Here is a 16037-nt window from a genome sequence, read left to right as displayed (position 1 = left end):
TGCGTACAAACAGCCCCGACTGGCATCAAGCCAATTTTTTACTTACCTTTTTTGAAAGTGTTGTAGGCGGTCGCCAATGCTTCACGCGCTTCGTTGCTGAAGCTGCTCGGTGGAATCATCTTGGAGAAGTAATCGGACTCCACAAAAATGGTCTTGTTGCCCGCGATTTCTGGCTTGATCTTGTCGATGGCGGCCTTGTTACCTGTGGGGTAACTCATTTCGTTGGACATCAAAGCAGCGTTTTCGGCACGCAGGTAAAAGTCGATGAACGCAGCCGCATTGTTGGGATGCTTGGCATCCTTGGTGATGGCCATGGTGTCAAAGAAGATCAAGGCGCCAGTGCTGGGCAGCATCGATTCGATTTCGTCCTTAGAGCCATTTTCTTTGGCGCGGCCCGCGGCGATGTTGATGTCACCAGACCAGCCCACCGCCACGCAGGCTTTTCCACCTGCGATGTCGTCGATCATGGTGGAGCTGAACAGACGCACATCCTTGCGCACCTTGGCCAACATGGCAGACGCCACCTTGTAGTCGTCGGGGTTGTTGGAATACGCATCTTTGCCCACGTAATGCAGCGCCACGGGCATGATTTCAGTGGGCGAATCCAGATAGGCGATGCCGCAGGACTTCAGCTTGGCCGTGTATTTGGGATCAAACACCAGGTCCCAGGCGTTCTCGGGCATGGGCATGCTGCCCAAAGCCTTGGTCACTTTGGTTTTGTTGATGCCGACGGTGGTGAACCCCCAGGCCCAAGGCACCAGATGCTTGTTCTCGGGATCGGCCTTGGTCAGGGTCGCCATGATGGCTGGGTCCAGGTTGGCCAAATTCGGGATCTTGGCCTTGTCCAGGGGCTGCAACAGGCCACCCTCGATCTGGCCTTTGGCGAACACGGTGCCGGGCACGACGATGTCGTAGCCGGTATTGCCGGCCACCAGCTTGGCTTGCAATGCTTCATTGGTCTCAAAGGTGTCGTAGTTCACCTTGATGCCGGATTCTTTTTCAAACGCGGCAATCATGCCCTCTGGAACGTAGTCGGGCCAGTTATAGATGTTGAGGACTTTTTCCTCCGTATTCACTGGCGCGGCTGGCGCGCTGGCCACCGGTGCAGCAGCGGGCGCAGCAGCAGGGGCTTCTTCTTTTTTACCGCAAGCAGCCAAAGCTACTGCTGTCAGCGCAAAAGACCAGAGGTATTTTTTCATGGCGAATTTGTCTCCACTAAAAGAGAGTTGGGTTAAAGACAATCAAAACGGCTTGGTGTGAATAAGCAAATTTCAGACCAAAAAAGATTATAGAAGTGCAAATCCGTCGCCCTATACCAATCCACGCACTTTGAGGTCCCGGTGTGTCAAGTCCAACGCCAGGTGGATCAGGCGCATCATCTCGTCAATGTCGCTGCGGGTCATCACCAGCGGCGGCGCAATGATCATGCGGTCACCCACGGCACGCATGATCAAACCGTTGCCAAAGCAATGGCCGCGGCACAACATGCCCACCGCATCGTTTTCTTGGAAGCGTTCCTTGGTCTTTTTGTTTTTGACCAGCACCAAGCCGCCCACAAAGCCGCAGGTCTCGGCCAAGCCCACCAGCGGATGGTCATTGAGCTCCGCGTACCGCTGGGCAAAGTAGGCACCAATGTCGCCATGCACCTTTTGGGGGAGCTGCTCCTGCTCCATGATGTCCAAGTTAGCCAGTGCCACCGCGCAGGCCACGGGGTGGCCGCTGTAGGTGTAGCCGTGGTTGAACTCTCCGCCCTGCTCGATCAGCACCTTGGCCACACGGTTGCCCACCATCACGCCGCCCAAGGGGATGTAGCCACTGGTCACCGCCTTGGCAAAGGTGACCAGGTCCGGCTTGTATCCAAATTTTTCGTAGCCAAACCAATGGCCCAGGCGACCAAAGGCGCAAATCACCTCGTCGCTGATCAGCAAGATGCCGTATTTGTCGACGATGCGCTGGATCTCGGGCCAGTAGGTGGCGGGCGGGATGATGACGCCGCCCGCGCCCTGCACCGGCTCTGCAATGAAGGCAGCCACCTTGTCCGGGCCTACGGCAAGAATCTTTTCCTCCAACCAGCCCGCTGCACGCACGCCAAACTCGTCAGCAGTCTCCCCCGGCTTGCCGTTCTCGAAAAAGTAAGGTTGCTCGATATGCGTGATATTGGGAATCGGCAGATCGCCTTGGGCGTGCATGCCGCTCATGCCCCCCAACGAGGCGCCTGCCATGGTGCTGCCGTGGTAAGCGTTATGGCGGCTGATGATGACCTTGCGCTGCGGCTGGCCCAGCAGGTCCCAGTAACGGCGCACCATGCGCACATTGGAGTCATTGCTCTCGCTGCCACTGCTGGAATAGAACACGTGCTGGAAGCTGCGGTCCCCCACCGTGGGCGCCAGACTGGCCAGCTTGGCCGCCAGCTGCACCGCCGGCACATTGGTGGTCTGGAAGAAGCTGTTGTAGTAAGGCAACACCATCATCTGTTGGTGGGCCGCGTCGGCCAGTGCTTTACGGCCATAACCCACGTTCACACACCACAAGCCACTCATGGCGTCCAGGATCTTCTTGCCCTCCGAATCCCAGACGTAAATGCCCTCCGCCCGCGTGATGACACGTGCGCCACGGCTGGACAGGTCTTTAAAGTCGGTGAAAGGATGCAAGAAGTGCGCGCTGTCCAAGGACTGGATGAGTGCGGTATCGACGACTGTGTTCATGGCGTTCGGCTCGAAGGTTGAATGGCTTACACGTGCAGCAACAGGTGCTCACGCTCCCAGGGAGAAATCACTTTCATGAACTCGTCAAATTCGAGTTCCTTGATCTCGGAGTACACGGTGATGAACTCTTTGCCCAGCACCTCGTGCAGGTCAGACTCCTTGCGCAACCAGTCCAGCGCTTCACCCAGGCTACGGGGCAAGGCGTAGGGCGACAAGTAGGCGTCTCCGCGCATTTCTGGCTTGGGCTTGATCTTGTTCTTCAATCCCAGGTAGCCGCACGCCAGCGTCATGGCCATGGCCACGTAGGGGTTGGCATCGGCACCAATCACGCGGTTTTCCACGCGGCGGGCGGCGGGCGAAGAGATGGGCGATCGGATGCCCACGGTGCGGTTGTCGTAGCCCCACTCGATGTTGATAGGCGCAGCGGTGTTGCGCGACAAGCGACGGTAGCTGTTCACGTAGGGCGCCACCAGCACCATGGCTGCCGGAATGTAGCGCTGCAGGCCACCGATGTAGTGCATGAAAGCCTCAGACGGCGTGCCATCTTCGTTGCTGAATACGTTCTTGCCCGTAGCCACATCAATCAAGCTCTGGTGCACATGCATGGCGCTGCCGGGCTCACCGGCAATCGGCTTGGCCATGAAAGTGGCATACATGTCGTGGCGCAGTGCAGCCTCGCGTACGGTGCGCTTGAAGAAAAACACCTCATCGGCCAGGCCCATGGGTTTGTTGTGGAAGAAGTTAATTTCCATCTGGCCCGCGCCCACCTCGTGAATCAAGGTGTCCACGTTGAGCTCCATCTTGTCGGAGTAGTCGTAGATCTCTTCAAACAACGGGTCAAACTCGTTCACTGCGTCAATGCTGTAGGCCTGACGCGAGGTCTCGGCCCGGCCACTGCGGCCGATCGGGGGGCGCAACAAGGTGTTGGGGTCGGTGTTGCGGGCCGTGAGATAGAACTCCAGCTCGGGCGCCACGATGGGCTGCAGGCCTTCGGCCGCAAACAGGTCGCAGACCCGGCGCAACACGCTGCGCGGTGCAAATGGCACCAGCTTGCCTTCGTGGTCAAAACAGTCATGGATCACCTGCGCGGTGGGGTCGGTGGCCCAGGGAACAATGCGCACGGAAGACGGATCGGGGCGCAGCTGCATGTCCTTGTCAGTGGGGTCCACCACGTCGTAGTAGGGGCCGCTCTCGGGGAATTCACCGGTCACGCCCATGGCCACAATGGCCTGGGGCAAGCGCATGCCACGGTCTTCGGTGAACTTGCCGCGCGGCAGAATCTTGCCGCGCGCCACACCGGTCAAGTCAGGCACCAGGCACTCCACCTCGGTGACCCGGCGCTCATTCAGCCATTGCTCCAGGTCATTGAAGGTCATTGTCTTGTTTTCAGTCATTCTCCATCTCCTTGCGGCGCACCCTGGGGTGGTCATTGTTGGGCCTGAGCCACTGTAGCAGTGCGCGCTGTTGAACCATTCTGCGGCAGAATTGGCTGAAAAACAGAGCCATTTGATAAAACCTGATGGTGCCACTTCAATCGCTCTGCTGCACCTCAATGGATTCACACCATGCTGTCTGAACTGCTTTTGACCGATATGCACCACAGCCCGGGGGCAGCTGCCCTACCCCTGAACCGGCGGCTTTACGAGAGCCTGCGCCGGGCCATCCTGCAGGGCCACCTGGCCGGTGGCGACCGCCTTCCCTCCAGCCGCGAACTCACCCAGGACTTGCAACTCTCGCGCAATACAGTCATGGCCGCGCTGAACCAGCTCAGCGCCGAGGGCTACCTGGTTAGCCGGGTGGGCAGTGGCACTTACGTGAATGAGCAACTGCCCAGCCCAAGCCAGCGCGGCCGTGCGGGCCGGACCACCCATGCAGTGGCACGGCTCTCGCGCCGCGGCACTGCGCTGTCCACGCAGTTCACCTCGGCCGCGCTGGAGATCCAGCCCTTCACGCCTGGGGTCGCCGACTTCAGCGCCTTTCCAGTGGCGCTGTGGCAGCGCCTGCAAAACAAGCACTGGCGCATGAGTTACCCCGACATGCTGGACTACTGCTACTCGGGTGGCCACGCGCCACTGCGCCGGGCCGTGACCGACTACCTGCGTATCTCGCGCAGCGTGCCGCTGGACATGGACCAGGTCATCATCACCAGCGGCACCCAGCAATCGCTGGAGCTGTGTGCCCAGATGCTGGCAGACCATGGCGATACCGTGTGGCTGGAAGACCCGGCCTACTGGGGCGCAGTCAAGGCCTTTATGGCCAACGGCCTGCGCACCCACGGTGTGCTGGTGGACGCCGATGGCATGGCCCCGACTGCTGCCGATGAGCGGCACGCGCCCCGGCTGATCTACACCACACCGTCGCACCAATACCCCACGGGTGCGGTCATGTCGCTGGCGCGGCGCCAGCAGTTGCTGGCACTGGCCCAGAAACACCAAGCATGGGTTCTGGAAGACGACTACGACAGCGAATTCCGTTTCAGCGGCCCACCCATGTCGTCGTTGGCGGGCCTGTCGCCAGACGAGCGCGTCCTCTACCTGGGCTCGTTCTCCAAAGTGCTGTACCCGGGCCTCAAGCTCGGCTATCTGGTGGTCCCCAAGGCACTGGCGGGCGCATTTCGCCAAGCGCATTACGACCTGAACCGCCCCGGCCAGCTGCCGCTGCAGGCGGCACTGGCAGAGTTCATTGAGCTGGGCCACTTTGCCAGCGCGCTGCGCAAGGCACGCCACAGCTATGCGCAGCGGCGCCAGCAGCTGCTGGACGCCCTGCAGCCCTGCCTTGGCCCGCAGGCCCACATCAGCGGTGCCGAGCAGGGCCTGCACCTGTGCCTGCGCCTGCCCACCACGATGGACGACCAGGCCTTGGCGTTGCGCATTGCCCAGCAGGGCATGACGGTACGCGCGTTATCTGCCTACTGCCTGCAGCGCAGCGACGCAAAGGGTTTGGTGATTGGCTATGGCTACGCCACGCTGGAAGACATTGCGCACTGGGGGCCGGTGCTGGCCGACACCGTCAAGCGTGCGCTGGCGGCCAGCCGCAGTAGAAAGAAAACGTAGACCGATAAAGCGCGATTGACTTACAACCGGTCCATCAACTGGTGGTACAGCATGCCCAGCACCAGACTGGGAGTGCGCAACAACGCGCCGCCCGGGAAGGGCCGGTGCTGCACACGGGCAAACACATCAAAGCGCTCGGCCTGCCCAGCAATGGCCTCCGCCGCCAACTGCCCTGCCAGACCAGTCAGCGCCACACCGTGACCGCTAAATCCTTGCAGGTAATACAGGTTGGCCCCCAGGCGTCCAAAATCTGGTGCCCGATTCATGCTGATGTCGACAAAGCCCCCCCAGACAAACTCCACAGCGGCCTTCTGCAACGCAGGGAAGATGCTGGCCATGCGCTGCGCCATCAGCGCCTGCAAGCCAGGTGGCGTGCGCGTGGAGTAACTCACACGCCCACCAAACAACATGCGGTGGTCGGCGCTGCAGCGAAAGTAGTCGAGGACAAAGTTGTTGTCGCACACCGCGGCGCCCGAAGGAATCAGGGAATGGCATTGCGCCTCGCTCAGGGGCTCGGTACCAATGATGTAGGTACCCACAGGCATGGTGCGCGGGGCAATGTCAGGCGCTACCTGAGGACCATATTCGGGCAGCATGCAATTGCCCGCCAACACACCAAACCGTGCCGTGACCGAGCCTTGCGCAGTGCGTGCTATCAGTGGCTCACCGCGTTGCAACTGGGTCACCGCCGAGTGCTCGTAGACTTGCACGCCCAATGCCAACGCCGCGCGCAAGAGACCCAGGCCGTATTTGAGCGGGTGCAAATGCCCGGACGTGTCTTCCACCGCCGCCGCACAGTAACGCGTGCTACCAATGTGCTGAGGCACCTCACTGCCCGTGTACAACGCCGACTCAAATCCATAACGCGTGCGCAGCAAGTCGACCTCGGCCTCAAGCGCACGGGCCTTGCGCGGCGAGTCCGCCACCGTGATGTAGCCCTTGCGCAGGTCGCAGGCAATGTCGAACTGGCGCACCCGTTGCTCCAGCAGGGCAATCGCGTCGAGCGACATGTCCCACACCTGCCGGGCCGCGGCCAGGCCCAATTGGTCTTCAAACGGGCCCTGCCCACTGGCCAAGCCCACAATGAACTGACCGCCATTGCGCCCAGAGGCACCACTGCACACGCGGTCCGCCTCCAGCAGCACCACCCGGTAGCCCCGCTGGGCCAGCGCGATGGCGGAGGACAGCCCGGCAAAACCTCCACCCACCACCAGCACATCGGCGCGCACCTCGCCTTGCAAAGGCGGCAAGGCAGCAGGCCGTTCTACGCTGGCTTCGTAATAACTCTTTTGGTTCAGTTGGGTGTCGGACTGCAGCAGCATGGGGTCCCCTCAGACAACGCGCTTGGCAACTTGGGAGGCGAGGTAAGTCCAGACAAAGGTGGCGGCCGCGTTGCTGGTCAACTCGGCATGGTCATAGGCCGGGGCCACTTCCACACAGTCCATGCCCACAAAGTTCAAATCTGCCAGCTCTTCCAGCAGCGTCAACACCTGCGAGCTGCTCATGCCGCCAGGCTCGGGCGTACCCGTGCCAGGCGCAAAAGCTGGGTCCAGGCAGTCAATGTCCAGCGTCAGGTAACAGGGCTGCTGGCCAATGCGATCCCGGATCTGTTGCACCACGCCCTGCAGCCCGGCCCCATCGAAGCCACGCAGGGCGCGCGCTGTAAAGATCAAGCCGCCTTGGTCCTGCACATACTCGCGGGCCGCGCGGGTGCCACTGGAGCGCAAACCAATCTGCACCGTTTGTTGGGGGACTACCAAGCCCTCTTGCAGAGCCTCGTAGGTCCAGGTGCCGTGGCCTGAGGGCTCGCCAAAATGGTCTTCCCAGGTGTCGCAGTGGGCATCAAAGTGGATGAGTGCGACCGGCCCGTGCTGCGCATGCAATGCGCGCAAGAGTGGCAGGGTAATAGAGTGGTCACCGCCCAGAAACACGCAGTGGTGGCGCGCCATCAGCGCTGCGGCTTGGGCTTGGATGGCCTCGCGTACCTGGGCCAGCGCGCACGCGTTGGGCAGGCGCAGGTCACCGGCGTCGCCCAGCACCTCCAGCGGCGACACACCAAACACCGGGTGCAAGCCATCGCACAACATCAACGAGGCACGGCGAATTTCTTGCGGGCCAAATCGCGCACCGGGGCGGTTGGTTACCGCACCGTCAAAGGGCACACCCACCAGCGCAAACGGCTGCGTCTGCAGTGGTGCAGACGCGAGAAAGCGGTTGCTGTTGTTGGCGTAGGCAAACTCTCCAATAGCCATGGCGATCCTCGTAGATTGAACACAATGGTTGGCACATTAACGCAAATTGATGTCTGCGATGGGGCCACTTGGCGCGCTGCGCATGGTGTAGGCTTGCACGCTTGCCGTTTCCACTCCCTGCCCTGCATGCCCCACTCCACCGCTGCCCCTAGCCGCCTGTTGGCCTACTTCTTTCTTGCACTCAGCATGGCGCTGGTGGGCAGCTATGTGGCTCTGTCCAAGCCGCTGGTCGCGGCCTTGCCGATTTTTCTGCTCGCCTGGATGCGCTTTGGCATCGGCGGCCTGGCCATGTTGCATTGGCTCAAACGCCCCGCCAACGAGCCCACCATGACGCCACACACCCGTGCGTTGGTTTTTCTCGAGTCGCTTCTGGGCAACTTCCTGTTCTCCATCTGCATGTTGTTTGGCGTAAGCATGACCAGCGCGGTGTCCGCCGGCGTCATCATGGCCAGCATTCCTGCCGTGGTGGCGCTCATGAGCTGGATCTTTCTGCGCGAGCGCATTGGCCTGCGCACCTGGCTGGCGGTGGCTTGTGGTGCTGTTGGTATTGGCCTACTAGCGCTATCAAAACAGGAGCCATCCGCGCAATCTCCATCGGGTACAGAGGCCGATTTGGCACACAACAAGGCACTGCTGGGCAACCTGCTGGTGTTTGGTGCGGTGCTGTGTGAAGCGGCCTATGCCGTGATTGGCAAGAAGCTGACCGGTGCCCTCTCGCCCAAACGCATTACTGCGCTCATCAACCTCTGGGGCTTTGTGCTGATGACACCGATGGGGGTTTATGCCGCCTGGCGTTTCGACTTTGGCGGCGTGGCCACGGGCTCCTGGGTGTTGCTGGTGTTTTATGCATTGGCAGCCAGCGTGTGGACCGTGTGGCTGTGGATGACCGGCCTGAAGACCGTGCCGGCCGCCCGCGCTGGAGTGTTCACGGTCATGCTGCCGATCTCGGCCGCGCTGGTGGGTGTGCTGGTGCTGGGCGAAAGCCTCAGCGGTATGCAGCTGCTCGCGTTTGCCGTGGCCCTTTTGGGCGTGGTGCTAGCCACCTTGCCCTCGCGCAATACAGCCGCTACACCAGCGCCGTAGCCGAAACCACGATACCGTCCTCGTCCGCGTACAACCAGTCGCCGGGGCGTACCCACACGCCCTGCACTTGCACTGCGATGCCAACCTCGCCCTGATTGCGTTTCTCGGTGGGCATGGGCATGGTGGCCAGCGCGCGTATGCCGACCGCCTGCGTAGCCAGCTCCGCGGTGTCACGCACACAGCCGTCAATCACCACACCCGCCCAGCCATTGCGTGCAGCAGCTGCGCCCAGGTTGCCCCCAAGCAAGGCCTTGCGCAGCGAAGCACCACCATCCACCACCAAAACCTGCGCCACCCGGCCCGGCAGGCGTTTCCACCCAGCCCTGCGCATCCACAGCCGCCTTGACCAAGGTGTTGTCCTCAAAACACTTGACGGTGACCACTGGGCCTGCGAATTTGCGCACGGCACCAAAATCACGAAACACAGGGGGCAACACCCGAAAATCGCCGCTGGTATCGGCTTTGTAGGCATCACAGAGATCACAGGTGGCAAAGGCAATCGGCATGAAAGAGGCTCCATAACAAGATACAGAGCCATTCTCCAATGAAAAAAACAACATCCCAGAGGGAAAAATGCCGTTTCTCCCTTGGAAACGTGCTTTTTTGCCATTAGCATCCGCAGTACCAGTGAAGAAGCAGTTTTTTGCTGGTGATTAATCAATCTTCTAGAAGGACAATCAATCATGGCAACTGCGAAAAAAGCACCGGCAAAAAAAGCCGCTCCCGCAAAGAAAGCGGCTCCTGCTAAAAAGGCAGCCGCTCCCGCGAAGAAAGTCGCTGTGAAAGCAGCTCCCGCCAAGAAGGCGGCCCCCGCCAAAAAAGCAGCTCCCGCTAAAAAGGTCGCTGCCAAAAAGGCTCCCGCCAAGAAGCGCACCGTGAACGCCGCGTTCATGAAGGCCCTGACGCCCAGCTCCGCATTGGCAGCCGTGGTCGGCGCAGCAGCACTGCCCCGCACCGAAGTGGTCAGCAAGCTGTGGACATACATCAAGAAGAACAAGCTGCAGGACGCAGTGAACAAGCGCATGATCAATGCCGACGCCAAGCTGAAGGAAGTCTTCGGCAAAGCGCAGGTCTCGATGTTTGAGATGGCTGGCCTGATCGGCAAGCACCTCAAGTAATCCGCGAATCGCCGCTAAAAAAGGCCGGAACTTTCCGGCCTTTTTTTGTTGGCATCAACATTGCTGTCGCTTGGGTGACTGGTGCCTGACCTCATAAGGGAAAGTCGCTAGTTGTTATTGGTGCTGATCACGGTTCAGCACTGTCCTACATGCCTAGAATCCACCCCCTCATGCTGAGATTCATCTTTACCCGTTTGAGCCTGGTCATTCCGACATTCTTTGGAATGACGCTGCTCGCCTTCTTCCTGATCCGCCTTGTTCCGGGCGATCCCATTGAAACCCTGGCCGGTGAACGCGGCATTGATGCAGCACGCCATGCCGTGCTGCTCAAGGAGTACGGCCTCGACCAACCGATCATGGTGCAGTACGGCATCTACATCGGCAAAGTGCTGCAGGGTGACCTGGGTAAATCCATCATCACCCGCGAGTCGGTGCTGACCGAATTTGCCACGCTTTTCCCCGCCACCATCGAACTGGCCCTGTGTGCCATCCTGTTTGCACTGCTGCTGGGTATACCGGCGGGCATTCTGGCGGCCGTCAAGCGCAATTCAGTGTTGGACCACGGCGTCATGGGGGCTGCGCTGACGGGCTACTCCATGCCTATCTTCTGGTGGGGCTTGCTGCTGATCTTGCTGTTCTCGGTGCAGCTGGACCTGACCCCCGTATCGGGCCGCATCAGCGTGCAGTACTTCATTGAGCCGACCACCGGTTTTTTGCTCATCGACAGCCTGCTGTCTGAAGACAAGGGCGCCTTCTTCTCCGCCCTGTCGCACCTGATCCTGCCCACCATCGTGCTAGGCACCATTCCGCTGGCGGTGATTGCGCGCATGACGCGCTCGGCCATGCTGGAGGTGATGGGCGAAGACTACATCCGCACCGCCAAAGCCAAGGGCCTGACCGGCCTGCGCGTGGTGGCGGTGCACGCCTTTCGCAACGCTCTGATTCCTGTGGTCACTGTGATTGGCCTGCAGGTGGGCCACATGTTCACCGGCGCCATCCTGACCGAAACAATTTTTTCCTGGCCCGGCGTAGGTAAATGGCTGATTGAAGCCATTGCACGCCGCGACTACCCGGTGCTGCAAGGCGGCATGCTGTTGCTGGGCATTGTGGTCATGACCGTGAACCTGTTGGTGGACATCACCTACGGCATCATCAACCCTCGCATTCGCCACCAAAAGTAATGACCACGACCGCTATTCACACGCCGGTGGCGTCACAACCCGCCCATCCGCTGCAAGAGTTCTGGCGCTATTTCAGTGTCAACAAGGGCGCAATGGCAGGCCTCGCCATTGTGGTGTTCGTGCTGCTGATGGCATTGTTTGCCCCCTGGTTGGCGCCCTACGCTCCCGACCTGACCAACAACGCCGCCTTTCTGAAGCCCCCCGCCTGGCAAGAGGGCGGCTCGTCGGCCCACCTGCTGGGTACCGACGCCATTGGCCGCGACATCCTCTCGCGCCTCATGCACGGCGCCCGCCTGTCCCTGGTCATCGGCATTGCCGTGGTGTCTCTCTCCGTGGTGATGGGCACCGTGCTGGGCCTGGTCGCGGGTTACTTCAAGGGCCTGCTGGAGATCGCCATCATGCGGGCCATGGACATCATCCTCACCCTGCCCAGCCTGCTGCTGGCCATCGTGATCGTGGCCATCCTCGGGCCTGGCCTGGTGAACGCCATGCTGGCGGTGGCTATTGTGGTGCTGCCGCACTATGTGCGCATCACCCGCGCCGCCGTGATTGCCGAGACCTCGCGCGACTACGTGACTGCCGCACGCATGACCGGCGCCGGTCACCTGCGCCTGATGTTCAAGGAAGTGCTGCCCAACTGCACCGCACCGCTGATTGTGCAGGCCTCGATGGGAATTTCCACCGCCATTCTGGATGCGGCTGCGCTGGGCTTTCTGGGCCTGGGCGCACAGCCGCCCTCGCCCGAATGGGGCACCATGCTGGCCGATGCACGCGAGTTCGTGCTGCGCGCCTGGTGGGTCGTGACCTTTCCCGGTCTGGCCATTTTGATCACGGTGCTGGCGTTCAATTTGCTTGGGGATGGACTGCGCGACGCGCTGGACCCCAAACTCAAACGTTAAGCCGAAAAGAGAACAAGGCCTATGGCATTGCTAGAAATTGAAAACCTGTCTGTCGAGTTCCCGTCGCACAACGGCGTGATGCATGCGGTACAGGATGTCAGCCTCACACTAGAGGCTGGAGAAGTGTTGGGTGTGGTGGGTGAGTCCGGTTCGGGCAAAAGCGTCACCATGATGGCGCTGATGGGCCTGGTGGCCTTTCCCGGTCGCGTGCAGGCCAAGAAACTGCGCTTTGATGGCCACGACCTGCTGGGCTTGAGCGACCGCGAACGCCGTCGCTTCACCGGCAAAGACATGTCCATGATTTTTCAGGACCCCACCACCAGCCTGAACCCCTGCTTCACCGTGGGCTACCAGTTGGCCGAAACGCTCAAGCTGCACCTTGGGATGGACGGCAAGGCTGCGCACAAACGCTCCATCGAGCTGCTCGAACAGGTCGGCATTCCCGCACCGGAGAGCCGCCTGAAGGTCTACCCGCACCAGCTCTCGGGCGGCATGAGCCAGCGCGTGATGATTGCCATGGCGATTGCCTGCAATCCCAAGCTGCTGATCGCCGACGAACCCACCACCGCGCTGGATGTGACCATCCAGGCGCAGATTCTGGACCTGCTCAAAAGCCTGCAAAAGGATCGCGGTATGGCCCTGGTGCTGATCACCCACAACATGGGTGTGGTGTCGGACATGGCGCAGCGCGTGGCTGTGATGTACGCCGGCCAGGTGATGGAAGAACGCACTGCAGACGCCCTGTTTGCGGCGCCCGCCCACCCCTACACCGAAGCCCTGCTCTCGGCCATGCCAGAACGCAGCTTGCACCAAAGCCGCCTCAACACCATTCCGGGCATGGTGCCCGGTCTGCACGACCGCCCCAGCGGCTGCCTGTTTGCCCCGCGCTGCAGCCACGCACGTGAAGGCACCTGCGCCCAGCGCCCCACACTCAGCCCCTGGCAAGGCGGCAGCGTACGCTGCCACTTTGCGCTGGGCCCACAGGAGGTGATGGCATGAGCACCGCGCCCAACAACACCCCCGTGGTCGAGGCCAAAGGCCTGCGGCAGGTCTACACCATCCGCCGCGGTTTCATGAGCGCGCCCGACAAGCTGCAGGCCGTCTCCGGCGTGTCCTTCAGCGTGCAGGCCGGGCGTACCCTGGCCGTGGTGGGCGAGTCCGGCTGTGGCAAATCCACCCTGGCACGCATGGTCTCGCTGATTGAGTCGCCCACCGAGGGCAGCCTGCAACTGGGTGGTGTGGATGCCACCGACCCACGCAACAAAGCCGCACTGCGCCAGAAGGTGCAGCTCGTGTTCCAGAACCCTTATGGCTCGCTGAATCCGCGCAAGCGCATTGGCCAAATCCTCGAAGCACCGCTGGAAATCAACACCGACCTGACCGCCACCCAGCGGCAGGAGAAAGCCCGCGCCATGTTGGCCAAGGTGGGCCTGCGCCCCGAGCACTACGACCGCTACCCGCACATGTTCTCGGGCGGCCAGCGCCAGCGCATTGCCATTGCACGCGCCCTGATGCTGGACCCGGCGCTGGTGGTGGCCGACGAGCCGGTGTCGGCCCTGGACGTGTCCATCCAGGCGCAGGTGCTGAACCTGCTGGCCGACCTGCAAAACGAGCTGGGCCTGGCCTACCTGTTCATCTCGCACGACCTGGGTGTGGTGCGCCATATCGCCCACGACGTGATGGTGATGTATTTGGGCCAGGTGGTAGAGCACGGCGACAAGACCACCGTCTTTGAGCAGCCTCTGCACCCCTACACCCAGGCGCTGATGGCCTCCACCCCTGGCATGCACGCCAAAGGCCCGCGCATCGTGCTCAAGGGCGAGCTGCCCTCGCCACTGAACCCACCAGCCGGCTGCGTGTTCTCCACCCGCTGCCCCCACGCCACTGCACGCTGCCACGCCGAGCGCCCGGCACTGCAAACTTTGGCTGGCAGGCAAGTTGCTTGTCACGAAGCTTCCCTTTTTAGCCAACCCGCTGCATAGGCAGCATCAACCTCTGAGGAGTCACTCCCATGAACCTGAACCTGAAGAAAGCCATGACACGCCGCACCAAAAGTGCGCTGCTGTGTGCATTGGCACTGCCCGCTGCTCTGGCACTCGCGCCAGTTGCCGCCAAGACCTTGGTGTACTGCTCGGAAGGCAGCCCGGAAAACTTCTACCCCGGTGTCAACACCACGGGTACGTCGTTTGACGTGACAGAACAGATTTACGACAACCTGGTGCACTTCGAACGCGGCGGCACCAAGGTCGAGCCTTCGCTGGCCGAAAGCTGGACGATCTCCAAAGATGGCCTGGAATACACCTTCAAGCTGCGCAAGGGCGTGAAGTGGCAATCCAACAAGAACTTCAAGCCCAGCCGCGATTTCAACGCTGACGACGTGCTGTTCATGTTTGAGCGCCAGTGGAAAGAAAACGACCCCTTCTTCAAAGTCACCAGCCCCAACCACGCGTACTTCGGCGACATGGGCATGCCCAAGCTGCTCAAGTCCGTGGACAAGGTCGACGAGTACACCGTCAAGATCACACTGAATGCACCCGAAGCGCCCTTCTTGGCCAACCTGGCCATGCAGTTCGCCGGCATCCAGTCCAAGGAATACGCGATTGCCATGCTCAAGGCTGGCACCCCTGAAAAGATCGACCAAGACCCCCTGGGTACCGGCCCATTCCAAGTGGTGCAGTACCAGAAGGACTCCATCATCCGCTTCAAGGCCAACCCGCTGTACTGGAAAGGCAAAGCCAAGATCGATGACCTGATCTTCTCCATCACACCCGATGCATCGGTGCGCTGGGCCAAGCTGCAAAAGGGTGAATGCCATGTCATGCCCTACCCCAACCCCGCTGATCTGGACGCCATCCGCAAGGACGCCAACGTCACCGTGCTGGAGCAACCCGGCCTGAACATCGGCTACCTGGCCTACAACACGACCAAGAAACCGTTTGACGACGTGCGCGTGCGCAAGGCAATCAACATGGCCATCGACAAAAAGGCCATCGTTTCCGCCGTGTACCTGAGCACCGGTGTGGCTGCGGTCAACCCGATTCCACCAGGCCAATGGTCGTACAACAAGGCCCTGAAAGACGACGCCTTCAACCCCGCAGAAGCAAAGAAGCTGTTGGCCGCCGCCGGTTACCCCAACGGTTTCAGCACCGACCTGTGGGCCATGCCTGTGCAGCGCCCTTACAACCCCAATGCCAAGCGCATTGCGGAGTTGATGCAAGCTGACTTGGCCAAGGTGGGCGTGACCGCCGAAATCAAGAGCTTTGAATGGGGCGAGTACCGCAAGCGCATGCAAGCGGGCGAGCACCAGATGGGCATGTTGGGTTGGACCGGTGACAACGGCGACCCAGACAACTTCCTGAACACCTTGCTGGGTTGCAGCTCGGCCAAGCAAAACGGCTCCAACGTGGCCAAGTTCTGCTACCAGCCGTTTGAAGACTTGGTGCAAAAGGCCAAGGTTGTGTCCAACCCTGCCGAGCGCACCAAACTGTACGAAAAAGCGCAAGTGATCTTCAAGGAACAAGCGCCTTGGTTCACCATCGCCCACGCAGTGCAACTGAAGCCCGTGCGCAAGGAAGTGGTTGACTTCAAGCTGAGCCCCTTCGGCCGCCACACCTTCTACGGCGTGGACATCAAGTAATCCTGCCCCGCAGGATGCAAAAAGGGCCGGTATCCACCGGCCCTTTTTTATGCCTTTTAGGCCTCTAGAGCACGCAGAATATGCGCAAGCAGCTCCTAAATAAATAGCA

At 60.9% G+C, this 16037-nt stretch carries 13 protein-coding genes and 1 pseudogene; 8 read left to right on the top strand and 6 right to left on the bottom strand.

The annotated features are described in order from the left end of the window. Window positions 1–38 precede the first annotated feature (38 nt). The 3 genes from U5O12_RS01310 to U5O12_RS01300 form a co-directional block, all read right to left on the bottom strand. The gene (locus U5O12_RS01310; RefSeq protein ID WP_322576892.1) at window positions 39–1199 is read right to left on the bottom strand and encodes an extracellular solute-binding protein; all 1161 of its coding nucleotides are present in this window, start codon (window positions 1197–1199) and stop codon (window positions 39–41) included. A gap of 111 nt (window positions 1200–1310) precedes the next feature. Continuing rightward, window positions 1311–2705: an aspartate aminotransferase family protein gene (locus U5O12_RS01305; protein ID WP_322576891.1), complete on the bottom strand. Its 1395-nt coding sequence runs from the start codon at window positions 2703–2705 to the stop codon at window positions 1311–1313. Window positions 2706–2731: 26 nt separating this feature from the next. Further along, complete coding sequence (locus U5O12_RS01300) at window positions 2732–4099, bottom strand: glutamine synthetase family protein (protein ID WP_322576890.1); 1368 nt, start codon at window positions 4097–4099, stop codon at window positions 2732–2734. 171 nt (window positions 4100–4270) lie between these two features. On the opposite strand from U5O12_RS01300, the gene U5O12_RS01295 reads away from it, so the two are divergent. After that, the gene (locus U5O12_RS01295) at window positions 4271–5758 is read left to right on the top strand and encodes a PLP-dependent aminotransferase family protein (RefSeq protein WP_322576889.1); all 1488 of its coding nucleotides are present in this window, start codon (window positions 4271–4273) and stop codon (window positions 5756–5758) included. Window positions 5759–5778: 20 nt separating this feature from the next. Here U5O12_RS01295 and U5O12_RS01290 read toward each other — a convergent pair whose 3' ends face one another. Next, complete coding sequence (locus U5O12_RS01290) at window positions 5779–7080, bottom strand: FAD-binding oxidoreductase (RefSeq protein ID WP_322576888.1); 1302 nt, start codon at window positions 7078–7080, stop codon at window positions 5779–5781. Window positions 7081–7089: 9 nt separating this feature from the next. Then, the gene (gene speB, locus U5O12_RS01285) at window positions 7090–8010 is read right to left on the bottom strand and encodes an agmatinase (protein WP_322576887.1); all 921 of its coding nucleotides are present in this window, start codon (window positions 8008–8010) and stop codon (window positions 7090–7092) included. A gap of 126 nt (window positions 8011–8136) precedes the next feature. On the opposite strand from speB, the gene U5O12_RS01280 reads away from it, so the two are divergent. Further along, window positions 8137–9093, top strand: a complete 957-nt coding sequence (locus U5O12_RS01280; protein ID WP_322576886.1) for a DMT family transporter — start codon at window positions 8137–8139, stop codon at window positions 9091–9093. Here U5O12_RS01280 and rraA read toward each other — a convergent pair. Continuing rightward, window positions 9077–9599: pseudogene (gene rraA / locus U5O12_RS01275) on the bottom strand (ribonuclease E activity regulator RraA). The gene U5O12_RS01280 and the pseudogene rraA overlap by 17 nt on opposite strands. Before the next feature lie 177 nt (window positions 9600–9776). Here rraA and U5O12_RS01270 point away from each other — a divergent pair. The 6 genes from U5O12_RS01270 to U5O12_RS01245 all read left to right on the top strand — a co-directional run bounded on the left by U5O12_RS01270 (window position 9777) and on the right by U5O12_RS01245 (window position 15928). Next, a complete protein-coding gene (locus U5O12_RS01270) occupies window positions 9777–10211 on the top strand; it encodes an SWIB/MDM2 domain-containing protein (protein ID WP_094480519.1) in 435 nt (144 codons plus the stop codon). A gap of 170 nt (window positions 10212–10381) precedes the next feature. Continuing rightward, window positions 10382–11392: an ABC transporter permease subunit gene (locus U5O12_RS01265; protein ID WP_322576885.1), complete on the top strand. Its 1011-nt coding sequence runs from the start codon at window positions 10382–10384 to the stop codon at window positions 11390–11392. Next, a complete protein-coding gene (locus U5O12_RS01260; RefSeq protein WP_322576884.1) occupies window positions 11392–12291 on the top strand; it encodes an ABC transporter permease subunit in 900 nt (299 codons plus the stop codon). The genes U5O12_RS01265 and U5O12_RS01260 overlap by 1 nt, the downstream gene beginning before the upstream one ends. A 21-nt stretch (window positions 12292–12312) precedes the next feature. Further along, on the top strand, window positions 12313–13290 hold the full coding sequence (locus U5O12_RS01255) for an ABC transporter ATP-binding protein (protein ID WP_322576883.1): 978 nt from the start codon (window positions 12313–12315) through the stop codon (window positions 13288–13290). Beyond that, complete coding sequence (locus tag U5O12_RS01250) at window positions 13287–14273, top strand: peptide ABC transporter ATP-binding protein (protein ID WP_322576882.1); 987 nt, start codon at window positions 13287–13289, stop codon at window positions 14271–14273. The genes U5O12_RS01255 and U5O12_RS01250 overlap by 4 nt, the downstream gene beginning before the upstream one ends. Before the next feature lie 53 nt (window positions 14274–14326). After that, window positions 14327–15928, top strand: coding sequence for an ABC transporter substrate-binding protein (locus U5O12_RS01245; protein ID WP_416221421.1), 1602 nt, complete (start codon window positions 14327–14329; stop codon window positions 15926–15928). Window positions 15929–16037 lie beyond the last annotated feature (109 nt).

Origin of the sequence: Rhodoferax sp. (genome assembly GCF_034519335.1) — a bacterium.
Classification (GTDB): Bacteria; Pseudomonadota; Gammaproteobacteria; order Burkholderiales; family Burkholderiaceae_C; genus Allorhodoferax.
Note: the sequence above shows the minus strand (reverse complement) of the source record. Positions and strands in the feature narration are given on the sequence as shown.

Bases quoted from the DNA above. Each gene is read 5' to 3' on its own strand.
- U5O12_RS01310 (WP_322576892.1), bottom strand. From the start codon at position 1,199: ATGAAAAAATACCTCTGGTCTTTTGCGCTGACAGCAGTAGCTTTGGCT.
- U5O12_RS01305 (WP_322576891.1), bottom strand. From the start codon at position 2,705: ATGAACACAGTCGTCGATACCGCACTCATCCAGTCCTTGGACAGCGCG.
- U5O12_RS01300 (WP_322576890.1), bottom strand. From the start codon at position 4,099: ATGACTGAAAACAAGACAATGACCTTCAATGACCTGGAGCAATGGCTG.
- U5O12_RS01295 (WP_322576889.1), top strand. From the start codon at position 4,271: ATGCTGTCTGAACTGCTTTTGACCGATATGCACCACAGCCCGGGGGCA.
- U5O12_RS01290 (WP_322576888.1), bottom strand. From the start codon at position 7,080: ATGCTGCTGCAGTCCGACACCCAACTGAACCAAAAGAGTTATTACGAA.
- speB (WP_322576887.1), bottom strand. From the start codon at position 8,010: ATGGCTATTGGAGAGTTTGCCTACGCCAACAACAGCAACCGCTTTCTC.
- U5O12_RS01280 (WP_322576886.1), top strand. From the start codon at position 8,137: ATGCCCCACTCCACCGCTGCCCCTAGCCGCCTGTTGGCCTACTTCTTT.
- U5O12_RS01270 (WP_094480519.1), top strand. From the start codon at position 9,777: ATGGCAACTGCGAAAAAAGCACCGGCAAAAAAAGCCGCTCCCGCAAAG.
- U5O12_RS01265 (WP_322576885.1), top strand. From the start codon at position 10,382: ATGCTGAGATTCATCTTTACCCGTTTGAGCCTGGTCATTCCGACATTC.
- U5O12_RS01260 (WP_322576884.1), top strand. From the start codon at position 11,392: ATGACCACGACCGCTATTCACACGCCGGTGGCGTCACAACCCGCCCAT.
- U5O12_RS01255 (WP_322576883.1), top strand. From the start codon at position 12,313: ATGGCATTGCTAGAAATTGAAAACCTGTCTGTCGAGTTCCCGTCGCAC.
- U5O12_RS01250 (WP_322576882.1), top strand. From the start codon at position 13,287: ATGAGCACCGCGCCCAACAACACCCCCGTGGTCGAGGCCAAAGGCCTG.
- U5O12_RS01245 (WP_416221421.1), top strand. From the start codon at position 14,327: ATGACACGCCGCACCAAAAGTGCGCTGCTGTGTGCATTGGCACTGCCC.